Annotated in this window: 14 protein-coding genes; 7 read left to right on the top strand and 7 right to left on the bottom strand. The window is 60.6% G+C overall.

The features are described from left to right. Nucleotides 1-15 precede the first annotated feature (15 nt). Nucleotides 16-1,332, top strand: a complete 1,317-nt coding sequence (locus tag UP10_RS32365) for a sensor histidine kinase (protein ID WP_349643992.1) — start codon at nt 16-18, stop codon at nt 1,330-1,332. A 65-nt stretch (nt 1,333-1,397) separates the two neighbouring features. Here the strand turns inward: UP10_RS32365 and hemA are convergent, their stop codons facing one another. The 3 genes from hemA to UP10_RS32380 all read right to left on the bottom strand — a co-directional run bounded on the left by hemA (nt 1,398) and on the right by UP10_RS32380 (nt 4,187). After that, the gene (gene hemA / locus UP10_RS32370) at nt 1,398-2,660 is read right to left on the bottom strand and encodes a 5-aminolevulinate synthase (RefSeq protein WP_044591251.1); all 1,263 of its coding nucleotides are present in this window, start codon (nt 2,658-2,660) and stop codon (nt 1,398-1,400) included. 57 nt (nt 2,661-2,717) lie between these two features. Next, nucleotides 2,718-3,329 carry a winged helix-turn-helix domain-containing protein gene (locus UP10_RS32375; protein ID WP_050043889.1) on the bottom strand — a complete coding sequence of 204 codons (612 nt, stop codon included), beginning with the start codon at nt 3,327-3,329 and terminating at the stop codon, nt 2,718-2,720. A 471-nt stretch (nt 3,330-3,800) separates the two neighbouring features. Next, nucleotides 3,801-4,187 carry a hypothetical protein gene (locus UP10_RS32380; RefSeq protein ID WP_044591252.1) on the bottom strand — a complete coding sequence of 129 codons (387 nt, stop codon included), beginning with the start codon at nt 4,185-4,187 and terminating at the stop codon, nt 3,801-3,803. Between the two features lie 1,068 nt (nt 4,188-5,255). On the opposite strand from UP10_RS32380, the gene UP10_RS32385 reads away from it, so the two are divergent. The 4 genes from UP10_RS32385 (at nt 5,256) to UP10_RS32400 (ending at nt 10,977) form a co-directional block, all read left to right on the top strand. Then, nucleotides 5,256-8,078, top strand: a complete 2,823-nt coding sequence (locus tag UP10_RS32385) for a PAS domain-containing protein (RefSeq protein ID WP_245322017.1) — start codon at nt 5,256-5,258, stop codon at nt 8,076-8,078. Then, the gene (locus UP10_RS32390) at nt 8,075-8,734 is read left to right on the top strand and encodes a response regulator transcription factor (RefSeq protein ID WP_044591253.1); all 660 of its coding nucleotides are present in this window, start codon (nt 8,075-8,077) and stop codon (nt 8,732-8,734) included. Before UP10_RS32385 ends, UP10_RS32390 begins: the two co-directional genes overlap by 4 nt. A gap of 175 nt (nt 8,735-8,909) precedes the next feature. Next, complete coding sequence (locus tag UP10_RS32395) at nt 8,910-9,299, top strand: response regulator transcription factor (protein WP_044591254.1); 390 nt, start codon at nt 8,910-8,912, stop codon at nt 9,297-9,299. A 310-nt stretch (nt 9,300-9,609) separates the two neighbouring features. Next, on the top strand, nt 9,610-10,977 hold the full coding sequence (locus tag UP10_RS32400; protein ID WP_044591379.1) for a sensor histidine kinase: 1,368 nt from the start codon (nt 9,610-9,612) through the stop codon (nt 10,975-10,977). Nucleotides 10,978-10,995: 18 nt separating this feature from the next. Here UP10_RS32400 and UP10_RS32405 read toward each other — a convergent pair whose 3' ends face one another. Then, nucleotides 10,996-11,949 (bottom strand): helix-turn-helix domain-containing protein, encoded by a 954-nt coding sequence (locus UP10_RS32405; RefSeq protein WP_082077359.1) that lies wholly within the window; start codon nt 11,947-11,949, stop codon nt 10,996-10,998. Nucleotides 11,950-11,966: 17 nt separating this feature from the next. Here UP10_RS32405 and UP10_RS32410 point away from each other — a divergent pair, with 17 nt between their 5' ends. Both UP10_RS32410 and UP10_RS32415 read left to right on the top strand, forming a co-directional pair. Beyond that, nucleotides 11,967-13,331 carry an NAD(P)-dependent oxidoreductase gene (locus UP10_RS32410; protein ID WP_082077360.1) on the top strand — a complete coding sequence of 455 codons (1,365 nt, stop codon included), beginning with the start codon at nt 11,967-11,969 and terminating at the stop codon, nt 13,329-13,331. Continuing rightward, nucleotides 13,295-14,407 carry an aldo/keto reductase gene (locus UP10_RS32415; protein WP_349643993.1) on the top strand — a complete coding sequence of 371 codons (1,113 nt, stop codon included), beginning with the start codon at nt 13,295-13,297 and terminating at the stop codon, nt 14,405-14,407. The genes UP10_RS32410 and UP10_RS32415 overlap by 37 nt, the downstream gene beginning before the upstream one ends. Before the next feature lie 348 nt (nt 14,408-14,755). Here UP10_RS32415 and UP10_RS32420 read toward each other — a convergent pair whose 3' ends face one another. The 3 genes from UP10_RS32420 to UP10_RS32430 form a co-directional block, all read right to left on the bottom strand. After that, on the bottom strand, nt 14,756-16,003 hold the full coding sequence (locus tag UP10_RS32420) for an oxalate decarboxylase family bicupin (protein ID WP_044591256.1): 1,248 nt from the start codon (nt 16,001-16,003) through the stop codon (nt 14,756-14,758). A 134-nt stretch (nt 16,004-16,137) separates the two neighbouring features. Continuing rightward, on the bottom strand, nt 16,138-16,692 hold the full coding sequence (locus UP10_RS45495; RefSeq protein ID WP_063775407.1) for a hypothetical protein: 555 nt from the start codon (nt 16,690-16,692) through the stop codon (nt 16,138-16,140). Next, entirely contained in the window at nt 16,689-18,890 is a 2,202-nt protein-coding gene (locus UP10_RS32430) for a xanthine dehydrogenase family protein molybdopterin-binding subunit (protein ID WP_044591257.1), read from the bottom strand. The genes UP10_RS45495 and UP10_RS32430 overlap by 4 nt, the downstream gene beginning before the upstream one ends. Between the last annotated feature and the right edge of the window lie 7 nt (nt 18,891-18,897).

An 18,897-nucleotide genomic window follows, 5' to 3' on the forward strand; every position in this document is an offset into this window, starting at 1 on the left:
CGGTGGGCGCTGGCGGTGGCAGGCGTGCTCGCGGCTTTCGTTATCGTGCTGTTCGGTTTCATCTACTGGCAGACGGATCAGTACTTGATCGTGCGATCCGACAAGATGATCGCCAGTCAATTGAATTTCATTGCCGGCTTGCCCGCCGAACGCCGGCTGGATGCCATCAATGACCATTTGAAGGAGGATTCCCGCGACGTTCAGTATGCCAGCCTGTTCGGCGCAAACGGCCGCAAGATCCAGGGCAACTTGGAGCGGTTGCCGTCCGGTCTCCAGGTGAATGATTCCGTCCAGAGCATTTCGGTCGAGCGGACGGGTCCAGCCGGGACGAGGACGCATGTGATCCGCGCAATCGCCCAGCGCATTGCCGACGGCGACGTGCTGGTCATCGGACGCGAGGTCGACGAAACCAGGGAGATCTCCCATGTCGTCGCTCAGGCGTTGGGGCTCGGGCTGGTGCCGGCGCTGTGCTTATGCCTGCTGGCGGGTGCGTGGTTGAGCATGCGGGCGCAGAAGAGGGTCGAGGAGGTCAATCAGCGGGTCCAGCGCATCATCGCTGGCGATCTGCGTGAGCGGCTTCCGCACAGCGACGTCGACGAGCCATTTTCGAGGCTGACGGTCATCGTCAATGGCATGCTCGATGAAATGGAATCGATGATCAACGCGCTCGCCGGAGTCGGTAACGACATCGCCCACGATCTGCGAACTCCATTGACGCGGGCGCGGCTGACGCTGGAGCGCGGCCGCACCAACGCAACCACGCTGGAGCAGCTCCAGATGGTTGTAGACAAGGCGATCTCGAATATTGACCAGTCGCTGGCGATCATCACGGCGCTGTTGCGTTTGGCCGAAATCGAAAACAGCCGACGGTCGGCGGCTTTCGGCACCGTCTCACTGCACGAAATCCTGCGCGAGGTATGCGATCTCTACGAACCGATCGCCGAAAACAAGAGCATCGACCTGCGGGTCGGGATGCTGCAGCACCTGAGCGTGCGTGGCGATCGTGATCTGCTCTTCGAGGCAGTTGCCAACCTCGTCGACAACGCCATCAAGTTCACGCCGGAAGGCGGCCGGGTCGATATTGGACTGTTACGCGAACGCGATGAAGTCATCGTGCGCATCAGCGATACCGGCCCCGGCATCAACGATCAGGAGCGTGAGGCCGTGCTGCGTCGTTTCTACCGGTCTGACAAGATCAGGAACACGCCGGGTATGGGGCTTGGCCTCAATCTAGTCGCTGCGATCGTGAAGCTGCACGACTTCAGGCTGGCCATTCATCCCGGGCCGGGTGGCCGGTTGGAGGTCATTTGCCCGGATCAGCGATACGGCTGAAACGGGCCTCGGTTGCGTGGGCGGCCAGCACAGTCGTCAAGCAGCGGTAAGGCAACGGGGCCTAGCTAGCCGCCAGCGGCAATCGTCTGTGCACGGTGATCGCTGGGCTGGTGGTATTCTCCGAACGAAAGGCCAAGCTCCTGCCACACCGAAACCATGGCGTCGGCCAGGTGTCGGATCAGCCGAAGGTCATGCGCCGGAGTCGGCGTGATCCGTAACCGCTCGGTGCCGCGGGGAACAGTGGGATAATTGATCGGTTGGATGTAAATCCCGTGCTGGTCGAGCAAGAGGTCGCTTGCCTGCTTGCATTTGTCGGGATCGCCGACCATCACCGGTATGATGTGCGTCTCGGTGGCCAGCATCGGTAGCCCGGCTTCCCGCAGGGCGGCCTTGGTCGCCGCCACGGAGACGCGTTGGGCTGCGCGCTCGGTATCCGATGTCTTGAGATGGGCGATCGACGCCGTCGCAGCTGCGGCGACCGCGGGCGGCAAGGCTGTCGTGAAGATGAATCCTGGTGCATGGCATCGGACGGCGTCCACGACGGCAGTGCTGCCGGCGATGTAACCGCCGAGCGTTCCGAAAGCCTTGGCGAGGGTTCCCTCGATGACATCGATGCGCGCCATCACTCCGTCTTGCTCGGCGATCCCGGCGCCGCGTCGTCCGTACATGCCAACGGCGTGCACCTCGTCGAGGTAGGTCATCGCGCCGTAGCGTTCCGCCAGGTCGCAGATCGCCGCGAGCGGAGCGACATCGCCGTCCATCGAATACACGCTCTCGAAGACGATCAGCTTCGGGCGGCCGGCCTCCGCGCGGAGGAGTAACTCCTCGAGGTGCCTGAGATCGTTGTGGCGCCAGATCTGCTTGGGACAGCCGGCCGCACGCACACCTTCGATCATCGAATTATGATTGAGCGCGTCGGATAGAATCAGGCAATCTGGAAGGAGTCTGGCAATTGTCGCGATGCCTGTATGGTTGGAGACGTAACCCGAGGTGAAAACGAGCGCCGCCTCCTTGCCATGCAGGTCGGCTAGCTCGGTCTCCAGCTCCACGAGCGCCCGATTTGTTCCCGAGATGTTGCGTGTTCCGCCGGCGCCAACGCCCATCGAGTGGGCGGCGGCGCACATTGCGTCGATCAGCTTTGGATGCTGGCCCAAGGCGAGGTAGTCGTTCGAGCACCAGACCACGACATCCCGCTTGCCGGTCGGGCTATTCCAGTACGCGTGGGGGAACTGTCCTGCCTTTCGCTCCAGTTCAGCGAAGACACGGTAGCGATGCTCCCGCTTCAGCGCGGCAACGGCGGATTGAAAGCTCTCACGATAGTCGAACATTCGCGCGGCTCCGGATCGGCGGCCTAGACGGCCGGCTGTGATGGACGGTCAGATTGTTCACTGTTGAGATGCTCTCGGCGAACGAGGCTGGAAGGGAGTCGCACTGAGAACGAAACCAACCCCCCGGACATTGCGAAGCATTGGCGGCTCACCTGGCCCGTCGACCTTGCGACGCAACCGCCCCATATGAACATCGACGAGGTTCGTTTCGGGGACGAATCTATAGTTCCACACCTCCTTCAGGAGGGTCGCTCGCGTCAACAGCGTGTCGCTCCGTTGCATCATGTATTTGAGCAGCCGAAACTCGCGCGGCCGCAGATCGATCTCACGATCACCACGCTTCGCAGTCCGATCGATGAGATCAAGCTCCAGCTCGCCCACGCGCAAAACCGTGTCAGTTAGCTGGGCCGGCAGCCCGGCCGAAGGCACTTCGCCCGAGATCAATTCAACGATAGCGAGGGGTTGTTTCGGGGAAGCGTCGTGTCCCAATGGCGAGCCGCGCATCCGCTCGATCATCCTCTCGAGCGTGGCCGACAGCAGCGTATGAATATCGGCATTTGTGGCAAGATCGGACCGCATTTCCGCCGGCACATCTTGGACGAGCAAACGCACCAGAACGGGCAGGCCTTCGATGTCGGCGAGGAACTCCGCCGTTCCGTTGCGCAGCACTGGCGTTTCGCGCGTGCGCCGAACAGCATCCCGATGCTGGCCAGACCTGGTTTGCGAATTCAGTAACTGCATCGGACTCGGCGCGGCAGTCCTCGACTTAGTGCTGACAAATGCCGATCCGCTCCGATCAGATATATCGCGGGTGGTGCTATTGGCTCGCATCGCATGTCCTTCTCGCCGGCCGCGAAGACTGGTCTCCGATGGCCGCATCGATTGATCATTCAGCAGGTCCCGTCAAAAGAGCCGGGGTTGAGCGTGAGCGCGTTGAACCGAGGGCGGGGGTGGCGCGCGATCCTCTTGCCTTGGCTTCGAGAGCCAGGAACGCACTCTTGCAGTGTTCCTCGTAGCAGTCATGATTGCAGTAAGTGAGGCGTGTTCCAATCTCCCGCAGGTAGCTTGTTCGGATCGGCTCATAGCACGACACGCAGAACGCCTCTCGGCGTAGCGCTCTCTCGTTCACCAGTACAAATCTCATGTGGCGCCTCCCAACGCGAAGCAGAACACGGTGTCGGTGGCATGAAAGGTGTTGGGCGGGGGAGCGCAGAGGTGATTTCTGCCATCGGGATTGTCTCTGTGTCGCTCGATCTTCTCCGGGGGGATGAGAATGAATTTCCCGTCCTCTCGGCGCTTTGCGTAGAGGTTGCCGTCAACGTACTCGACTTCCGTCGGATAGCAGTCCGCATCATTGCAGCAGCTAACCGCCGGATGATCGGGCATGTGCCATGTTGAATAGAACTTCTCATGCAGAAGCTGGTCCTGCGGCGGATGGTGGCGAAGCCCATCCTCTTGCGCCTGGGCCGGCATCGTGACCGTGCAGCAGAGGCAGATACCCTGCAAGGATTTGCAGAATGCGTTCACTGTGCAACCTCCTCACTGCCCAGGGATTTCAAACGTCGCGAATTTGAAGCGTGACGCTCAAGCTGGCTGGAACAAGCGTAATCATGTGCGGTCACGTTCCCGGCGGGCCCTGAAGCGATCAGCGCGTGTCCTTGAACACGGTGCGGTCCGCCAGGAATAGCGTCTGACCAACCCGAATTTGCCGTCGCAGATCTCGCGGCCTTGCGTGGGCACTCGTTGCAGCTCGCCTTCTGTTCGCTCTCGCAGCTGGCGCAAAGATGAAGGTTAGCGTCGGGATCGTAATGGTCTGCGAGATCCCGTGGCGCGTAGGGACATCGTGTGCAGAGCTTCACTCTCATTTGTAGCCTCCGCAGCTGAAGCAGCAGCTCTCCGTGCCGGCACACATCGGACTCGTCGAAACGACAGGAATGTGCTTCAGACTGCCGGTCTCGCGCCGGCCGTGGCGAAGCGGTTCGACTGGGATCGCGGACATCGTGTCACCTGCAATCGGCTCTTTCGATCTGCAGCGAGACTAGAAGGCTGAGGACCATTAGCTCAATCGTACGTAGGTAAGCGTGCGATATTGAAATGGATCGCGGGAGCATACGGAAGTTTACGGGTTGTCTTCAGGTGGCCACTCACGTCGAGGAGTGTCCTGGCGATCTGTCTGCAAATGGCTCGCCGGTCGAAACAGGAATGGAAACGGGGAGGATCCAAAATGGCAGGGGAAGCGGACGGCTCACGCCAGCCTGGAATGGAGGAGGGTGAGGTCGGCGCGATGCCGTCCGCTCAGCAGCCAAACGCGTTGGGGGGACGCGACCGATCTGCTTCACGCTAAACTAGATGCAGCCCGAGGCGCGACACAAGTAAACGAAGGTTTGACACAACCAAACCGGGGGTTGCTGTGATCACCTCTCCGTATGAGCCCGCCGGGAGCTCACTACCGCTTTCACCACCGGGAGTCACGACTGACGGCCCTGCGCCGATCCGCTCAAAGCATCGAGTGCTTTCGATCGAGACCCCCACTCGTCAATCGAATTGCCGAGCATCCTCAAAATGCTCTAATCTCATTTGGAGACCCTGGAAGCTGTGAACGATGCGCAGCCAGATCATGGGTCTCCGGAGATCAATCGCATCGTGATCGGTTTGGTCGCCGGTCGCAATTTCAACGGGACGACGTGGAGAATGAATAAGCTCAATCTTCCACGACAGCATACCGAGCCGCTTTTGATCGTCGGTTATGCAACGGCGGCCTTGTCGGTCGCCGGAGCGATAATTGCCGCGCAACTGTTCGCGAGCCTCTTCCATGCCGAGGCCATCGTGTCGTCGATGCTCTGCGCCGTTATCTTCGCCGCGTGGTTTGGCGGTTTCGGCCCGGCGCTGCTGGCGATTGCGCTCGCCCTTTTGGCATTTCATTATTACCAGGTGCCGCCAGTCAGTTCATTTTCCTGGAAGAATGAGCTATTTACGGTGGGCGCTTCGGAGGTGCCTCGTCTCGCTCTGTTCTTCATCGTATCGCTTGTTGTTGCGCTAGTGATCGCGGCGCAGAGAAGCGCAGCAGACGCTCTCCGCCAATCCCGTGATGAATTGCAAGCAGCGATCAGCGATCAAAAGCGGAGTGAAGCCGCGCGGCTACGCAGTGAAATGTATTTGAGTGAAGCACAGAGGTTGAGCGGTACTGGAAGCTTCGGATGGAACATTGTGAGCGGAGCGATGATCTGGTCGGACCAGACCTTTCGAATCTTTGGATGTGATCGGGCGACGCAGCCGGACGCGGAGTTTATTGTCCAGCGTACCCATCCAGAGGACCGTGATGCGGTGCAACAGATCATCAGCCGTGCGGTGATTGATGGACGAGATTTCGAGCACCAGTATCGATTGCTGATGCCGGATGGCTCGGTGAAATATGTCCACGCCGTGGCTCGAGCTGCAGAGGACGCGTCGGGCAACACCGAGTTTGTGGGCGCTGTGACGGATGTCACTGTTGCAAGGGAGACGGAACGGAGGCTGCGACGCAGCGATGCCTATCTGGCCGAATCGGAACGTTTGCGGCGTACGAGCAGTTGGGCCTGGGATGTGCGGCGTCGAGAATGGGCATATCGGTCGCCCGGGGTGTACGGCTTGTTCGGGTTTGGTCCGGAACAACGCGATGTCCCGCTGCAAGCGTTCCGGGATCGCATTCATCCTGAAGACAGGGGCCCGAATGTCGAAGCGGCAGCCCGGGCTATCCGGGAGAAAGCGGATTTCGAAGTTGATTTTCGAATTGTTCTCCCGGACGGTTCGATAAGGCTCATTCATTCCGTCGGGCACACTGTCGTCGGCAGTGACGGTGATGTGGTTGAGTTGATTGGCACCCATGTGGATGTCACTGAACAACATGCCGCAAAGGCGGCGCTGCAAGAGGCGTTTGACGAAATCAAGAAATCCGAAGACCACCTTCAACTGGTCATCGATACAATCCCGACGCTGGTCTGGCGCGCCGGAGCCGATGGGGTCCCCGACTTCCTTAACCAGCCAGCCCTCCATTACACCGGCCTTTCCGAGGATCAGGTCGAAACTGGTTGGCCTCGTGCCTTTCACCCCGAGGACAAGAAGGGCATGTTGCAGAAGTGGAGCGCAATACGGCAATCCGGTCTGCGCGGCGAGCTTGAAGCGCGGCTCCGACGATTCGATGGTGTATATCGTTGGTTCTTGTTCCGAGCCGAGCCGTTGCGCGATGAACTTGGCAACATCTCCAAATGGTACGGATCGTCCACTGACATCGAGGACCGAAAGCGGGCAGAGGAGGCGCTTCGCGAAAGCGAGCGGCGCTTTCGCGATTATGCCGAGACGGGTTCTGACTGGTTCTGGGAGACCGGACCGGACCACAGGGTTACCCGCGTGTCGGACCACCTGAACTCGGTTGGCATCCGCCCCTCGAATCTGATTGGCCTGGCTCGCTGGGACTTTGCGAGCGATACAGAAGCGGAGCCGGAAAAGTGGCGGCAGCATAGGGCGATGCACGATGCCCATGAGCCATTTCGCGATTTTATATACAGCACCGTATCCGAAGACGGCGTCCCGGTGCATGTCCGATTGAGCGGCAGACCATTGTTTGACGCCAGCGGTAATTTCGTCGGCTATCGCGGCACCGGCACGGACATCACCGCGATGATCCGCGCGGATCTCGCCGAGCAGGCGTTACGGAATGCTCAGGCGGAGCTCGCGCGGGTCATGCGCGTGACGACACTGGGTGAGTTGACAGCCTCTATCGCGCATGAGGTCAACCAGCCGCTTGCCGCTGTTATCGCCAACGCCGAGGCCTCGCTGCGCTGGCTCGATCGCGAAACTCCTGACCTGGCCGCAGCTCGGCGCTCGGTGGAATGGGCGATCAGCGACGCGAACCGGGCAGGCGACGTCGTCCGGGGGGTTCGGGCCCTCGCCAATAAGGCCGATATCGAGCGAGTGCCGCTCGACGTCAACGACATCATCAGGGGAGTCATCGCGCTGGTGCAGCACGAGTTGTTCAGTCACGGAGTATCGTTGCGAACGGAACTGTCGCCGGTTTCGTCCATGATCCTCGGTGATCGGGTTCAGCTGCAGCAGCTGATGATCAACCTGGTGATGAATGGCATTGAGGCCATGGAGTCGGTTGCGGGTCGGCCGCGCGAGCTAATGATCCGATCGCGCAGGGACGACGCACAGTGGATGCTCGTCACTGTAGCGGATTGCGGTGTCGGGATTTCGTCGGACGATGCGGATCGGCTATTCAGGGCATTTTTCACCACGAAGTCTGGCGGCATGGGCATGGGGCTTTCCATCTGCCGGGCAATTGTAGAGGCCCACGGGGGACGTCTATCGGCTTCCCGCAACGAGGGGCCGGGTGCTACATTCCAGTTCGTATTGCCCCTTCGTCGGGAAGACGCCTTATGACCGAGCGCCCAAAATCATCGGATGAAGGGTCGAGCGCCAAGGAGTCGATTGTCTTCGTTGTCGAAGATGACGCCTCGATGCGCCGAGCACTCAGCAATCTCTTTCAGTCAGTGGGACTGCAGGTTGCGGCGTTCGGTGCGGCATCGGAGATGCTGCAAGGCGATCTTCCGGATGTCGCCAGCTGCCTGGTGCTTGACGTCAGGTTGCCCGGGCTGAGCGGCCTGGATTTTCAAACTGAATTGGCCAAAGCGAACATTCACATTCCAATTATCTTTATGACCGGCCATGGCGATATTCCGATGAGCGTCAGGGCGATGAAGGGAGGAGCGGTTGATTTCCTGACAAAGCCATTTCGCGATCAGGACATGCTCGACGCTGTCGTGACGGCGATTGAGCGCGATCGAAAGCGGCGGACCGCCGACAGGATCGTGCTGGATCTGCGGGCCCTTTTTGAAACCCTGAGTACGCGCGAGCGGGAGGTTCTCGCGTTGGTTGCGTCTGGACTGATGAACAAGCAAATCGCAGGTGAACTCGGACTTGCTGAGATCACCGTAAAGATACACCGGGGGCGCATTATGAAGAAAATGGGCGCGAGGTCGCTGGCCGATCTGTTAAGAAAGGCCGAAACGCTCGGAGTTCAACGCCGCAAGGCCTAGGCGCGGAATGGACGCCGGCCCTTGGTTCTCTCAAGGATTCGGTGCGTGCCTGGTTGCGGGCCAAGTTGTTGAAGATACAAACCTAAGTATGATTTTAGAATCGTGGCCGGCAGCCCATTTTAGTTGGGGGCGTGCCAAAGATGGACGCTTTGCTCCGGCGTCGGGAAGGCCTGTCTTGTCAACGCTCTCGGTGATTTCTGTCATTGATGACGATGTATCTGTCCGCGCAGCAACAGACAATCTCCTCAGCTCGCATGGATATGTGGTGCGTACATTTGCGTCGGCAGCGGATTTCTTGCAGTCGTCCCAGACGGACGAATCCTCTTGTGTCGTTGCCGACGTGCAGATGCCCGGCATGAACGGTTTGGACCTGCTTGAGCACGTACGCATTCAGGGCAACGACATACCATTCATCTTCATCACGGCGTTTCCCGATGAGAGCGTCCGTGCCCGGGCACTGAAGATTGGAGCCATTTGCTTCCTGGCCAAACCCTTTGCCGCCCCCGTCTTGATCGACTGCATCGAAACCGCGCTCCATCGACACCGCGGCGGCGGCGGCAAGTGAGGTGACCGACGGCGGCGCATTGTCGCTGACATCGGCATGTCTAATCGCCATCGGCGCGAATGCCGGCCGCGGCTAAACCAAGGTATGGATCTCGCAAACCAATACGTTGTTCCGAACAATCCTCTGTAGGATCGAGCGGGTTCCATTGTCAAACTAGTCTGACCTCAACTAGAGCCGAGGGATGCGTGTGGGCCAAGCGAGCCAAGGCAAAGAGTTCATGTTGACGAACTCTGCCCGAGGCTTCGGATGTGTCCCCGAAACCCAGGCAGGAACCTCAAACGCCTCCGTAGTCTTCCGACGGGACAACATGATGCAATTGGGCAGGTTCGCGCGCTCGACGATGCTGCGATGGACATTGCTGGTGGCCGCGCTGTTCGCGGGCTTTGTCGTGGCGCTGCTCGGCTTTGTCTACTTCAAAGCAAAGCACGATCTGACGATGCGATCCGACCGCATGATTGCGTCACAAATGAGCGTCTTTGCGGATTTGTCGCCCGAGCGCAGGCTGGACGCGCTTGACGAGCACCTGAAACAGGACCCGCGGCGCGTTCGGCTTGCGGCATTGTTCGGCCCGGACGGCCGCAGAATCCTCGGTAACCTGGACAGTCTGCCGCGCAATCTCGAGCTCGATAATGTCGCGCGGGACGCTGTCATCGACAGGACGGACGAAAGTGGATCGTCAAGGCAGGCGGTCCGACTGATCGCGCGAAAGTTGCCGAATGGCGATGTACTGGCGATCGGTCGGGATAACGACGAAGTCGCCGAGATCGCTCACGTCGTTAGTGGGGCATTCGCGCTCGGTGTCGTTCCTGCCGTGCTCCTTTGCTTTGCGATCGGCGTGATACTGAACGCTCGTGCCCGCCAGCGTATCGTCGAGGTCAACGAGCGCGTTCAGCGCATCGTTGCCGGCGACCTGCGCGAACGTCTCCCGCATCGAAACGCCGACGATCCGTTCTCCAGATTAGCGATGATCGTCAACGGTATGCTCGATGAGATGGAAACTCTGATCCAATCCCTTGCGGGTGTCGGCAGTGACATCGCCCATGATCTGCGCACGCCGCTCACCCGCGCGCGGCTGATACTCGAGCGCGGTCGCTCCAATGCCGGGACGCTTGAGCAGCTTCAGTTGGTCGCGGACAGAACCACGGAGGCACTCGATCAGTCGTTATCGCTTATTACCGCCATTTTGAGATTGACGGAGATCGAGAGAAGTCAGCGATCGGCCGGCTTCGGCAGGGTGGCGCTGGCAGAACTCATCCGCGAAGTGGCTGATATGTACGAGCCAATAGCTGAGGACAAGGGGATCGCTCTTCTGATTCACTCACCACACGAATTAGCCGTGCGTGGCGACCGCGATCTGCTGGTCGAGGCGGTCGCCAACCTCGTCGACAACGCCATCAAATATACTCCCGCTGGAGGGCAGGTGGAGATCGGGCTGCTTCGCAGCAACCGCGAAACCGTCGTGCGTGTCAGAGATACCGGTTTGGGCATCAGCGATCGCGAACGCCATGCTGTGCTGCGTCGTTTCTACCGGTCGGACCGGGTACGACACACGTCAGGCCTGGGTCTCGGTTTGAACCTTGTGGCCGCGATCGTAAGGTTGCACGACTTCCGGTTCACGATCCATCCCGGGGCCGGATGCGTGGTCGAGATTAGCTGTCCGTCTCCATTACCAGCATGAGCGGAATGCGCTCGGATGCTAATCTTCTCGGTGACGACGATATTCGGTCGGCGTAAGTCCGGAGAACTTGCGAAATGCCCTTGTGAACGAGCTCGATTCGCGAAATCCAATCCGGGCGCCGATTTGCGTCACTGAGAGCGCCGGCCTCTGCAACAGGCTCTTGGCTAGATCCATTCGGCGGGCCATGTGGTAGCGATGCGGAGGTGCGCCGAACGACTGCGTAAAGGCGCGCGCAAAATGATAGAGGCTCAGATCGACGAGCCTGGCGAGGGCGGCCAGCGAGATGTCCTCCGCGAGATGCTCCTCGATAAATTCAACCACGCGCTTTTGCTGCCATGCCGGCAGGCCGCCGCGCACTGGACACGCCGTTGAGCGTACATTTCGCTCCAGTCGAAAAAGTTCGTGCATCAGCACGAGGCTCAGGGCTTCGGCATATTCACGGCTGATTGGGCCGAAATTCCCGACCTCGGCCTTGAGCTTGACCGCGGTATTCCAGACGGCCTGATCGAAGAAGAACAGGCGCGGGCTGATTGTGGGACAGGCGACACCGGATCCTCGATCGAACAGCGGATCCGGCGGGTCTAGATAGATATAGGTGACGCGGGTCAGTACCCGTGGCGTCTGCCACCCGTAGAATCGATGGCCGGCAGGCACGAAGCTGAGCTTGCAGTTGAATTCGCGCAAGGTTGACTTTGGCAGGCCCTCGATGAGGGTCTCGCCGTCAAACCGTTCTGCGCGTTCGTAAGCGATCAATAAATGTCGCTGGGCTTGAAAACCATCCTCGAAAGTCTCACGCCGGATAACTCTGACGTCGTCAGCCTGTATGTTGCCCCAATTTGACAGCCGGCGACATGCGATGTCGGGTGGGGAAATTTCAACAATCCGAAGTGGGGACGACGAAACACTGAGACTGCCGATTCCACGTACAGCGACTTCCTGATCCGGGCATTGCCCCCTGTCCTCGACCAGCATTGTGCAACCGATGGCGAATGATGATGGGTTCGGGTCGCCGCTTCGCCGGGGGCGATCTCAAGAACGTTATCCTGTCTTTGCGGACGGTCGTCGCGACAGTTCTACAGAGTAAGCATGCCAAATTTCCGGCACCATTAAATTGTCGTTCAGAAACCAAACTTGATTTAGGTCCACGCCAGCGGCGCTTGATCGCCAAGTCGAGAACCAGTGCGAGCCCGTTGCAGGGAATCTCAGCAAGAAAGCTCAAGAGCACAGCAAATCCGGACAAGGGGCGCGCTGCGCTCTTCACCAGATACCGGATATGTCCGTCGCAAGGTGCGCACCAAGAAATGCGTTGCGCTCGGCAAGGAGCCGCCATGTCCAAACACCGGTCGATCTCTCGTTCTGCCGTCGCAAGTTCGTCCGGAACTCCGTCTGGACAGCGAGGCGATGCTGTATTGGCTGGCGTCCAGTCGGGCGTGGGCGAAATCGGCTTTGTCGGCCTCGGTCGCATGGGAACGGCGATGGCCGCGAATCTTGCCGCCAGCGGACAACGGGTTATCGCCTACGTCCGCCGCCCTGACCAGATCGGCAGGCTCGAGGCGCTCGGTCTAACGCCGACGACAGACATTGGCGATTTGCTCGACTGCAAGGTCGTCATCAGCATGTTGCCGGACGATGCTGCCGTGCGTGATATCGTGTTCGGCAGCGGCGACATCGGTTTCCGCGGTCTGGCTGCGGGTCTGACGCCTGGCGCGATTCATCTGTCGATGAGCACGATCAGCACTGCGGCGGCCTCGCTTCTTGCGAGCGAGCATGAGCGCAGCGGACAAGGTTACGTAGCAGCGCCGGTGTTCGGAAATCCCGACGCCGCCAAGGCGCGCCAGTTGTTTATCGTCGCCGCTGGTGTTCTCGCCGACGTCGATCGCTGCCGACCGCTCCTAGACTGCCTCGGACAGAAGACATTTGTGATCGGTACCGATCCGCAACACGCCAACCTCGTCAAATTGCTCGGCAATATGATGAGCGCGACTGCGCTCGAGATGATGGGCGAGGCCGTGGCCGTGGTCCGGAAGCGCGGACTGGATCCGCGGTCCTTCGTCGAGATCATGACAGGCACGATGTTCGGCGGACGCGCGCACAAGATCTACGGTGACAAGATCGCCAGGCAGAGCTATGCGGCCGGCTTCGTTCTGCCCCTCGTGCTCAAGGACGTGCGCCTGGCCCTCGCAGAAGCAGAGAATGCCGGCGTGCCGATGCCATCGGTCAGTGTGGTCAGGGATCGATTGATCACCGGAATCGCACGCGGTCACGGTGACCTCGACTGGACCGCGCTTGCACTTATCGCCGGGGAGGAGTCGGGGCTTTGCCCCACACCATCGGTGAATTCCACCGAAGTTTGATCCTATCGGTCGCCTTACAAGGCGCACGCAGGCGAAGAAGGAACAGCACTATGGCTGATCAAGCAGAAGTCCTCGGAACGAGAATGAAGCTGACAAGCATTCCCGGTACGTCGCTCAGGGTGTCGCCGGTCGCGATCGGCACTTGGGCGATTGGCGGATGGATGTGGGGCGGAACCGACGAAGCCGAATCCATCGCGACCATCCGTGCCGCCTTTGAGCACGGCATCAACCTCGTCGACACAGCCCCGGTCTATGGATTTGGCCGCTCCGAAGAGATCATTGGCAAGGCGATCGCCGAAAGCGGGCTGCGCTCCAGCGTGCTGATTGCCACCAAAGCCGGACTGCAATGGGAGGGGGGACGCGTTTCACGCAATGCCAGTCGCGCCCGTATCCTGCGGGAGGTCGAGGCGTCGCTGCGCAGGCTTCGAACCGATTACATCGACATTTATCAGGTCCATTGGCCTGATCCATTGATCATGATCGAGGAAACCGCCGACGCCATGCATATGCTGCTCGCGCAAGGGAAAATACGTGCCATTGGCGTGAGCAACTTCTCCGTCGTCGAGATGGAGCGATTTCGCCGCATTGCGCCGCTGCACGTGCTTCAGCCGCCTTACAATCTATTCGAGCGCGGCATCGAGGCCGACCTGCTTCCCTATTGCCGGCAAAATGGAATCGCGACACTCGGATATGGGGCGTTGTGCCGGGGCCTGCTGTCCGGACGAATGCGGCCGGACACGGTATTCGGTGGCGACGACCTGAGGCGCACCGATCCAAAGTTTCAAGCGCCGCGATTCGAACAGTACCTGGCCGCGGTGACCAAACTCGATCGTCTGGCGCAACGCTTCGGCAGACGTGTGATTCACCTGGCGATCCGATGGATGCTCGATCAGGGCGTCACCACGGCGCTGTGGGGCGCCCGCCATCCGGATCAACTGCGGCCGGTCGACGAGGTGACCGGCTGGTCGCTCGATGACGCAACCAAGGGCGAAATTGAACGGATATTGCGCGAGACCATCACCGACCCGGTCGGCCCGGAATTCATGGCTCCGCCCGCGGGAAGTGTCGCGGCGTAGGAGCGTCCGGTCGCCTTCGGTTTGCTAGGCTTGGTGTCAAGGTCGCGTCACGAACCGCCTCTCGAACCCGAGCCTGTTGATGATGTGCCTCGGCGATGGGTGCGTTGCCGATCTTGCGATTACTGTCCGGGGCCTCGACCTCGAAGGCGTCGCTCTTCGGGTCGATCCGGGCGATTCGAGAAGGCGCGAACCGTGCTGTCAACCGGAGTAGCGGCGAGGTGACGGAACTTCACGTCCATGCCGACGCTGACGTCGATCCGGGACTCGGAAACGAAAACGGGTCAAAACAGGAATCTGGAGCCTTTCGTTCCGATTTTGTCGGAACGGAAAAGGCTCCAGCTCCCGATTCTACGAACTTGGCATGACGCCCGGCGCGTTGTCTGGCCACTTCGCGATGGTCGCTTCGTCGACATTGAGGTGCTGGGCGACCAGCGCCGGCGGCGTGTGGGTTAGCCAGTCGGACAGCGAAATCTCCTCGTAGCGGGGAGCTCTGAAGACGGCGATGAACTGCATGTCCGTGTCGCCGACGTTCTCGACGTAGTGTCCGAGATTGCGCTTGACGTATCCAATGTCTCCCGGGTTGAAGTCCATCGTCATCGCATTCGGGCCGGTATTGAAAACCGTCATGCGTGCCTTTCCCTTGAGGTAATACTGCCATTCGTCGGCGTTCGGATGCCAGTGCATCTCCCGTACGCCGCCAGGCCGGACCGTCACCAGCGCGGCCGCAATCGTCGTTGAGATCACGAAGTTGGTGCTGTCGGCAACTCGCATGTCGCCACCTCTGGATTCCCTCGTGGGAGCTGATGATCCAAGCCGGTAGATGAAGGGATGGGGCGGAGCGTGTGCATCCTTGGCGATGGCGGCGCGATCGGACGCCAAATCGCCGGGCAGGGTGCCCTGGAAGATCCATAGATCATGCAGCGGGATCTTGGCAAACGTCTCGGCCGGAACACCAAAATTCTTGGCGAGCACTTCCGGAGGCGTGTGGGCGAACCAGTCCGTCACCAGCAGCGTATTGAACTCGCTGGCGTCGCCGTCGTCGAAGCAGATCACGAATTCGCAGCCGTCCGCACCGAGACCTTGCAACGAATGTGGCTGGCCGGCCGGGAAGTACCAGAGGTCACCTTCATTGACGTCGGCAGCATATGGCCGGCCGTGAGCGTCGAGAACCGTTATGCGGCAACTGCCGTAGGTCATGACCGCCCACTCGGCGGCCTGGTGCCAGTGCAGTTCCCTGATGCCTCCAGCCGTCAGCCGCATGTTGACGCCGGCGATGGTTTCCGAGATCGCGAAATCCTGCCGCGTCACCTGACGCGCCCACCCACCGTTCTGGATGCGCTTTGGTGCATTGTTGAAGGAGGCCCAGTCCATCGGCATGCCACCGACATCGGTCGCCGGCGGAAATGCTGCCGATGGAAACTGACCGGCGATCGCCTCGTTTTGCGGGCCGGGATCCTTCAGATTGCCCGGGCCCTTGGCGTTGACGGCGCCTTGCGCCGGCTCGTCCGGATTGCCGAAGGAGGCGGCGTGCGCCGCATTGGCAGTCATCATGGCGCCCGCGGCGGACACCGCCAGCATATCCCGTCTTGAAAACATGTTACCTCTCCTCACTTGAAAATGATCGGTCACACAAAAGATAGGGACACCGTTAGCGGGAGCCATTAAACTTGGGTTCAGAAACGTCTCGCAGGTCGAGCAGCGATCGATGTCAGCGAACGCATCGCGAAGCATCAATGTCGCGACGTACTATCGATACCTAGGTCCGAACCCAGGTACGATCTTGACGTCCGATCCGGCACGCGAATCTCCACGACGCCATGATTGAGCGCCTGATGGCATGAATTGCATGCGCCGGTTAGATCGGTATAGGCCTTGGCGAATGCCGCGCCATCCTTGGCTTGAATCGCAGTGCTGAGCTCCTTGAAAGGTTGCTCGGTAACGGATGTAATCATGTCCGGAAAGGACATGCCGTCTTCAGTGGGGTGGGCGTGGCCGAGCCGATTGAAGGCGCCTTTGAGATTTCCGAGCTCGTAGGCTGCAAAACTCCAGTTTCCATCCTGTTCGGCCCGCCAAAGCCGCTCATGCCGCGGTTGAATGGTCGCAATCATCAGGTCGCTGATACTTGGCAGATATCCGGTTGCCTGAGGTGAGGGGACCGCCTCCGGCTCCGCGGCCGCGCCGCGCGCGATCGCAAGACCAGCCACCAGAACGACGGCCGCGCCAGTTGCAATCACGGCAAACGCAGTCGGGCACCGCCGCTGGCTTGCTGCGTCCACGCGGGTCATGCCTGCACCGGAAGTGCGGAAAGCAGCTTGTCGAGCGTGATTGGGTAGTCCCGAATCCGGGCACCGCAGGCATTGTAGACTGCATTGGCAATCGAGGCGGCTGCACCGCAGATTCCGAGTTCGCCGATGCCCTTGCTTTTCAGCGGGTTGGACCTTTCATCCAGCTCGGCGAGAAAGATGGCGTCGATGGCCGGAATATCGGCGTGCACCGGCACGTGGTATTCGGCGAGATCGTGATTGACGTAGAAGCCGAAACGCGGATCGAGCGCCATTTCTTCCTGCAACGCGGCGCCGAGGCCGAACACCATTCCGCCGATGGCCTGCGAACGCGCCGTCTTTGCGTTGAGGACACGGCCGGCGGTGAATACGCCGAGCATGCGCCGCAGGCGCACCTCACCGGTGTCGACGTCGACGCCGACTTCGGCAAAATGGGCGCCATAGGATTGCTGCGAAAAATCCTTGTTGTTGCTGCCGGGCTGGATTTCGCCGTCGGCGTCCATTCCGGCGCCGACAAGGTCCACTAGGTTTCTGGACTGTTCGCCAGATGCGATGCTGCCGTTGGCGAACCTTGCGGCTGCCGGATCCATGCCGGCGGCCCGTGCCAGCTTTTCACGCAGCGCATGGCAAGCTTCGTACAGGGCCGATCCGGAGCTGCCGGCGCCCCACGAGCCACCTGAACCTGCCGCCTGCGGAAAGCTCGTGTCACCGAGTTCGACGCGAACCCGCTCCATCGGCAGGCCCAGCATCTCCGCTGCGATCTGGGCCAGGATGGTATACGTCCCGGTTCCGATGTCGGTCATCGCCATTCGTACGGTGCAGGCACCGTCCGAATCCAGCCGGACATTGGCCTTCGAAAGGTGAAGCGGGTTGCCGCGTGTCGCCGCAGCCATGCCGATTCCCACCAGCCAGCGTCCCTCGCGGAGCTGGGCCGGCTTCGGATTGCGCTTGTCCCAGCCAAACCGGCGGGCGCCTTCCTGCATACAGGCGATCAGATGGCGGCTCGAGTAGGGGATATGCTTTTCCGGATCCTGGCTCGGCTCATTTCGAATGCGCAATTCGATCGGGTCCAGATCGAGCTTCTCGGCTAGTTCATCCATCGCGCATTCCAGCGCCATCAGCCCGACCGACTCGCCGGGAGCCCGCATCGACGACGCCACCGGAATATCCAGCGGCGCCAGGCGGTGTCGTGTCAATCGATTTGGCCCGGCATAGAGCGTGCGGGTCTGCAGCGCGGCACCCTCGTAGGTTTGTTCGCTGCGCAGATTGCCGGAGAAAACATCGTGGCCGATCGCGAGAATGCGGCCCTCCCGATCCGTGCCCAAACGAACCCGCTGGATTGTGTTCGAGCGGTGCGTCGTGACGTGAAAGATCTGCTGCCGGGTCAACGCGATTTTGACCGGTCGCTTGAGCTGCCGCGCGGCAATCGCCGCCAGGATCGCATCGGCATTGACCCAGAGTTTGCCGCCGAATCCGCCGCCGATGAAGGGGCTGATCAGGCGGATGTTCTCGACCGGAATCTTCAGGGTTGTCGCGATGACTTGCTGACCCTGGTTGAGCATCTGGTTCGCAGTATGCAGGATCAGTTCGTCGCCATCCCACGCCGCGAGCGTGGCATGCGGTTCCATCATCGCGTGACTTTGCAGCGGGGTGGTATAGGTCACATCGACTTGCACCGGGGCGACGGCGAATGCGCCTGCGAAATCGCCCACCGCGCTGTCGGCTGCCGGCGCGTCGCTTGGGTCTGGAACGCGCGCCTCTTTGAGGTTGCTGCGGAGCGCGTATCTTCCGTTCGACCGGTCGTACTTCACGTCCACGAGGTAGGCCGCCGCCCGGGCCCGCTCGAAACTGTCGGCAACCACGAAGGCAACGGGCTGGCCGTAACCCGTCACTTGCGGCCCGTTGAGCACCGGATGCGCCTGGCGATGATTGCCGGTGCCCTGCGCGGGGGCGTTGCGATAGGTGAGGACCAGCGTCACGCCCGGCGCCCGTTCCGCCGCTCGCGTATCAATCGATTCGATGCGTCCCTTTCCAATCGAGGCCTCGACCACAAAACCATAAAGCACGTCCTGCTGCTGCATTTCATAGGCGTAGCGCGCGCCACCGGAGACCTTCAAAGGGCCGTCCACACGGTCGAGTGGCTTGCCGACGACGCCCGGCGCATCAAGGGCATTGCGGCCGACGGGTGAATTCATTTCCATGTGTTCG

It is taken from the genome of Bradyrhizobium sp. LTSPM299 (assembly GCF_000938235.1).
GTDB lineage: Bacteria > Pseudomonadota > Alphaproteobacteria > Rhizobiales > Xanthobacteraceae > Bradyrhizobium.

Bases quoted from the DNA above. Each gene is read 5' to 3' on its own strand.
- UP10_RS32430 (WP_044591257.1), bottom strand. From the start codon at position 18,890: ATGGAAATGAATTCACCCGTCGGCCGCAATGCCCTTGATGCGCCGGGC.
- UP10_RS32420 (WP_044591256.1), bottom strand. From the start codon at position 16,003: ATGTTTTCAAGACGGGATATGCTGGCGGTGTCCGCCGCGGGCGCCATG.
- UP10_RS32400 (WP_044591379.1), top strand. From the start codon at position 9,610: ATGCAATTGGGCAGGTTCGCGCGCTCGACGATGCTGCGATGGACATTG.
- hemA (WP_044591251.1), bottom strand. From the start codon at position 2,660: ATGTTCGACTATCGTGAGAGCTTTCAATCCGCCGTTGCCGCGCTGAAG.
- UP10_RS32405 (WP_082077359.1), bottom strand. From the start codon at position 11,949: ATGCTGGTCGAGGACAGGGGGCAATGCCCGGATCAGGAAGTCGCTGTA.
- UP10_RS32390 (WP_044591253.1), top strand. From the start codon at position 8,075: ATGACCGAGCGCCCAAAATCATCGGATGAAGGGTCGAGCGCCAAGGAG.
- UP10_RS32410 (WP_082077360.1), top strand. From the start codon at position 11,967: ATGATGATGGGTTCGGGTCGCCGCTTCGCCGGGGGCGATCTCAAGAAC.
- UP10_RS45495 (WP_063775407.1), bottom strand. From the start codon at position 16,692: ATGACCCGCGTGGACGCAGCAAGCCAGCGGCGGTGCCCGACTGCGTTT.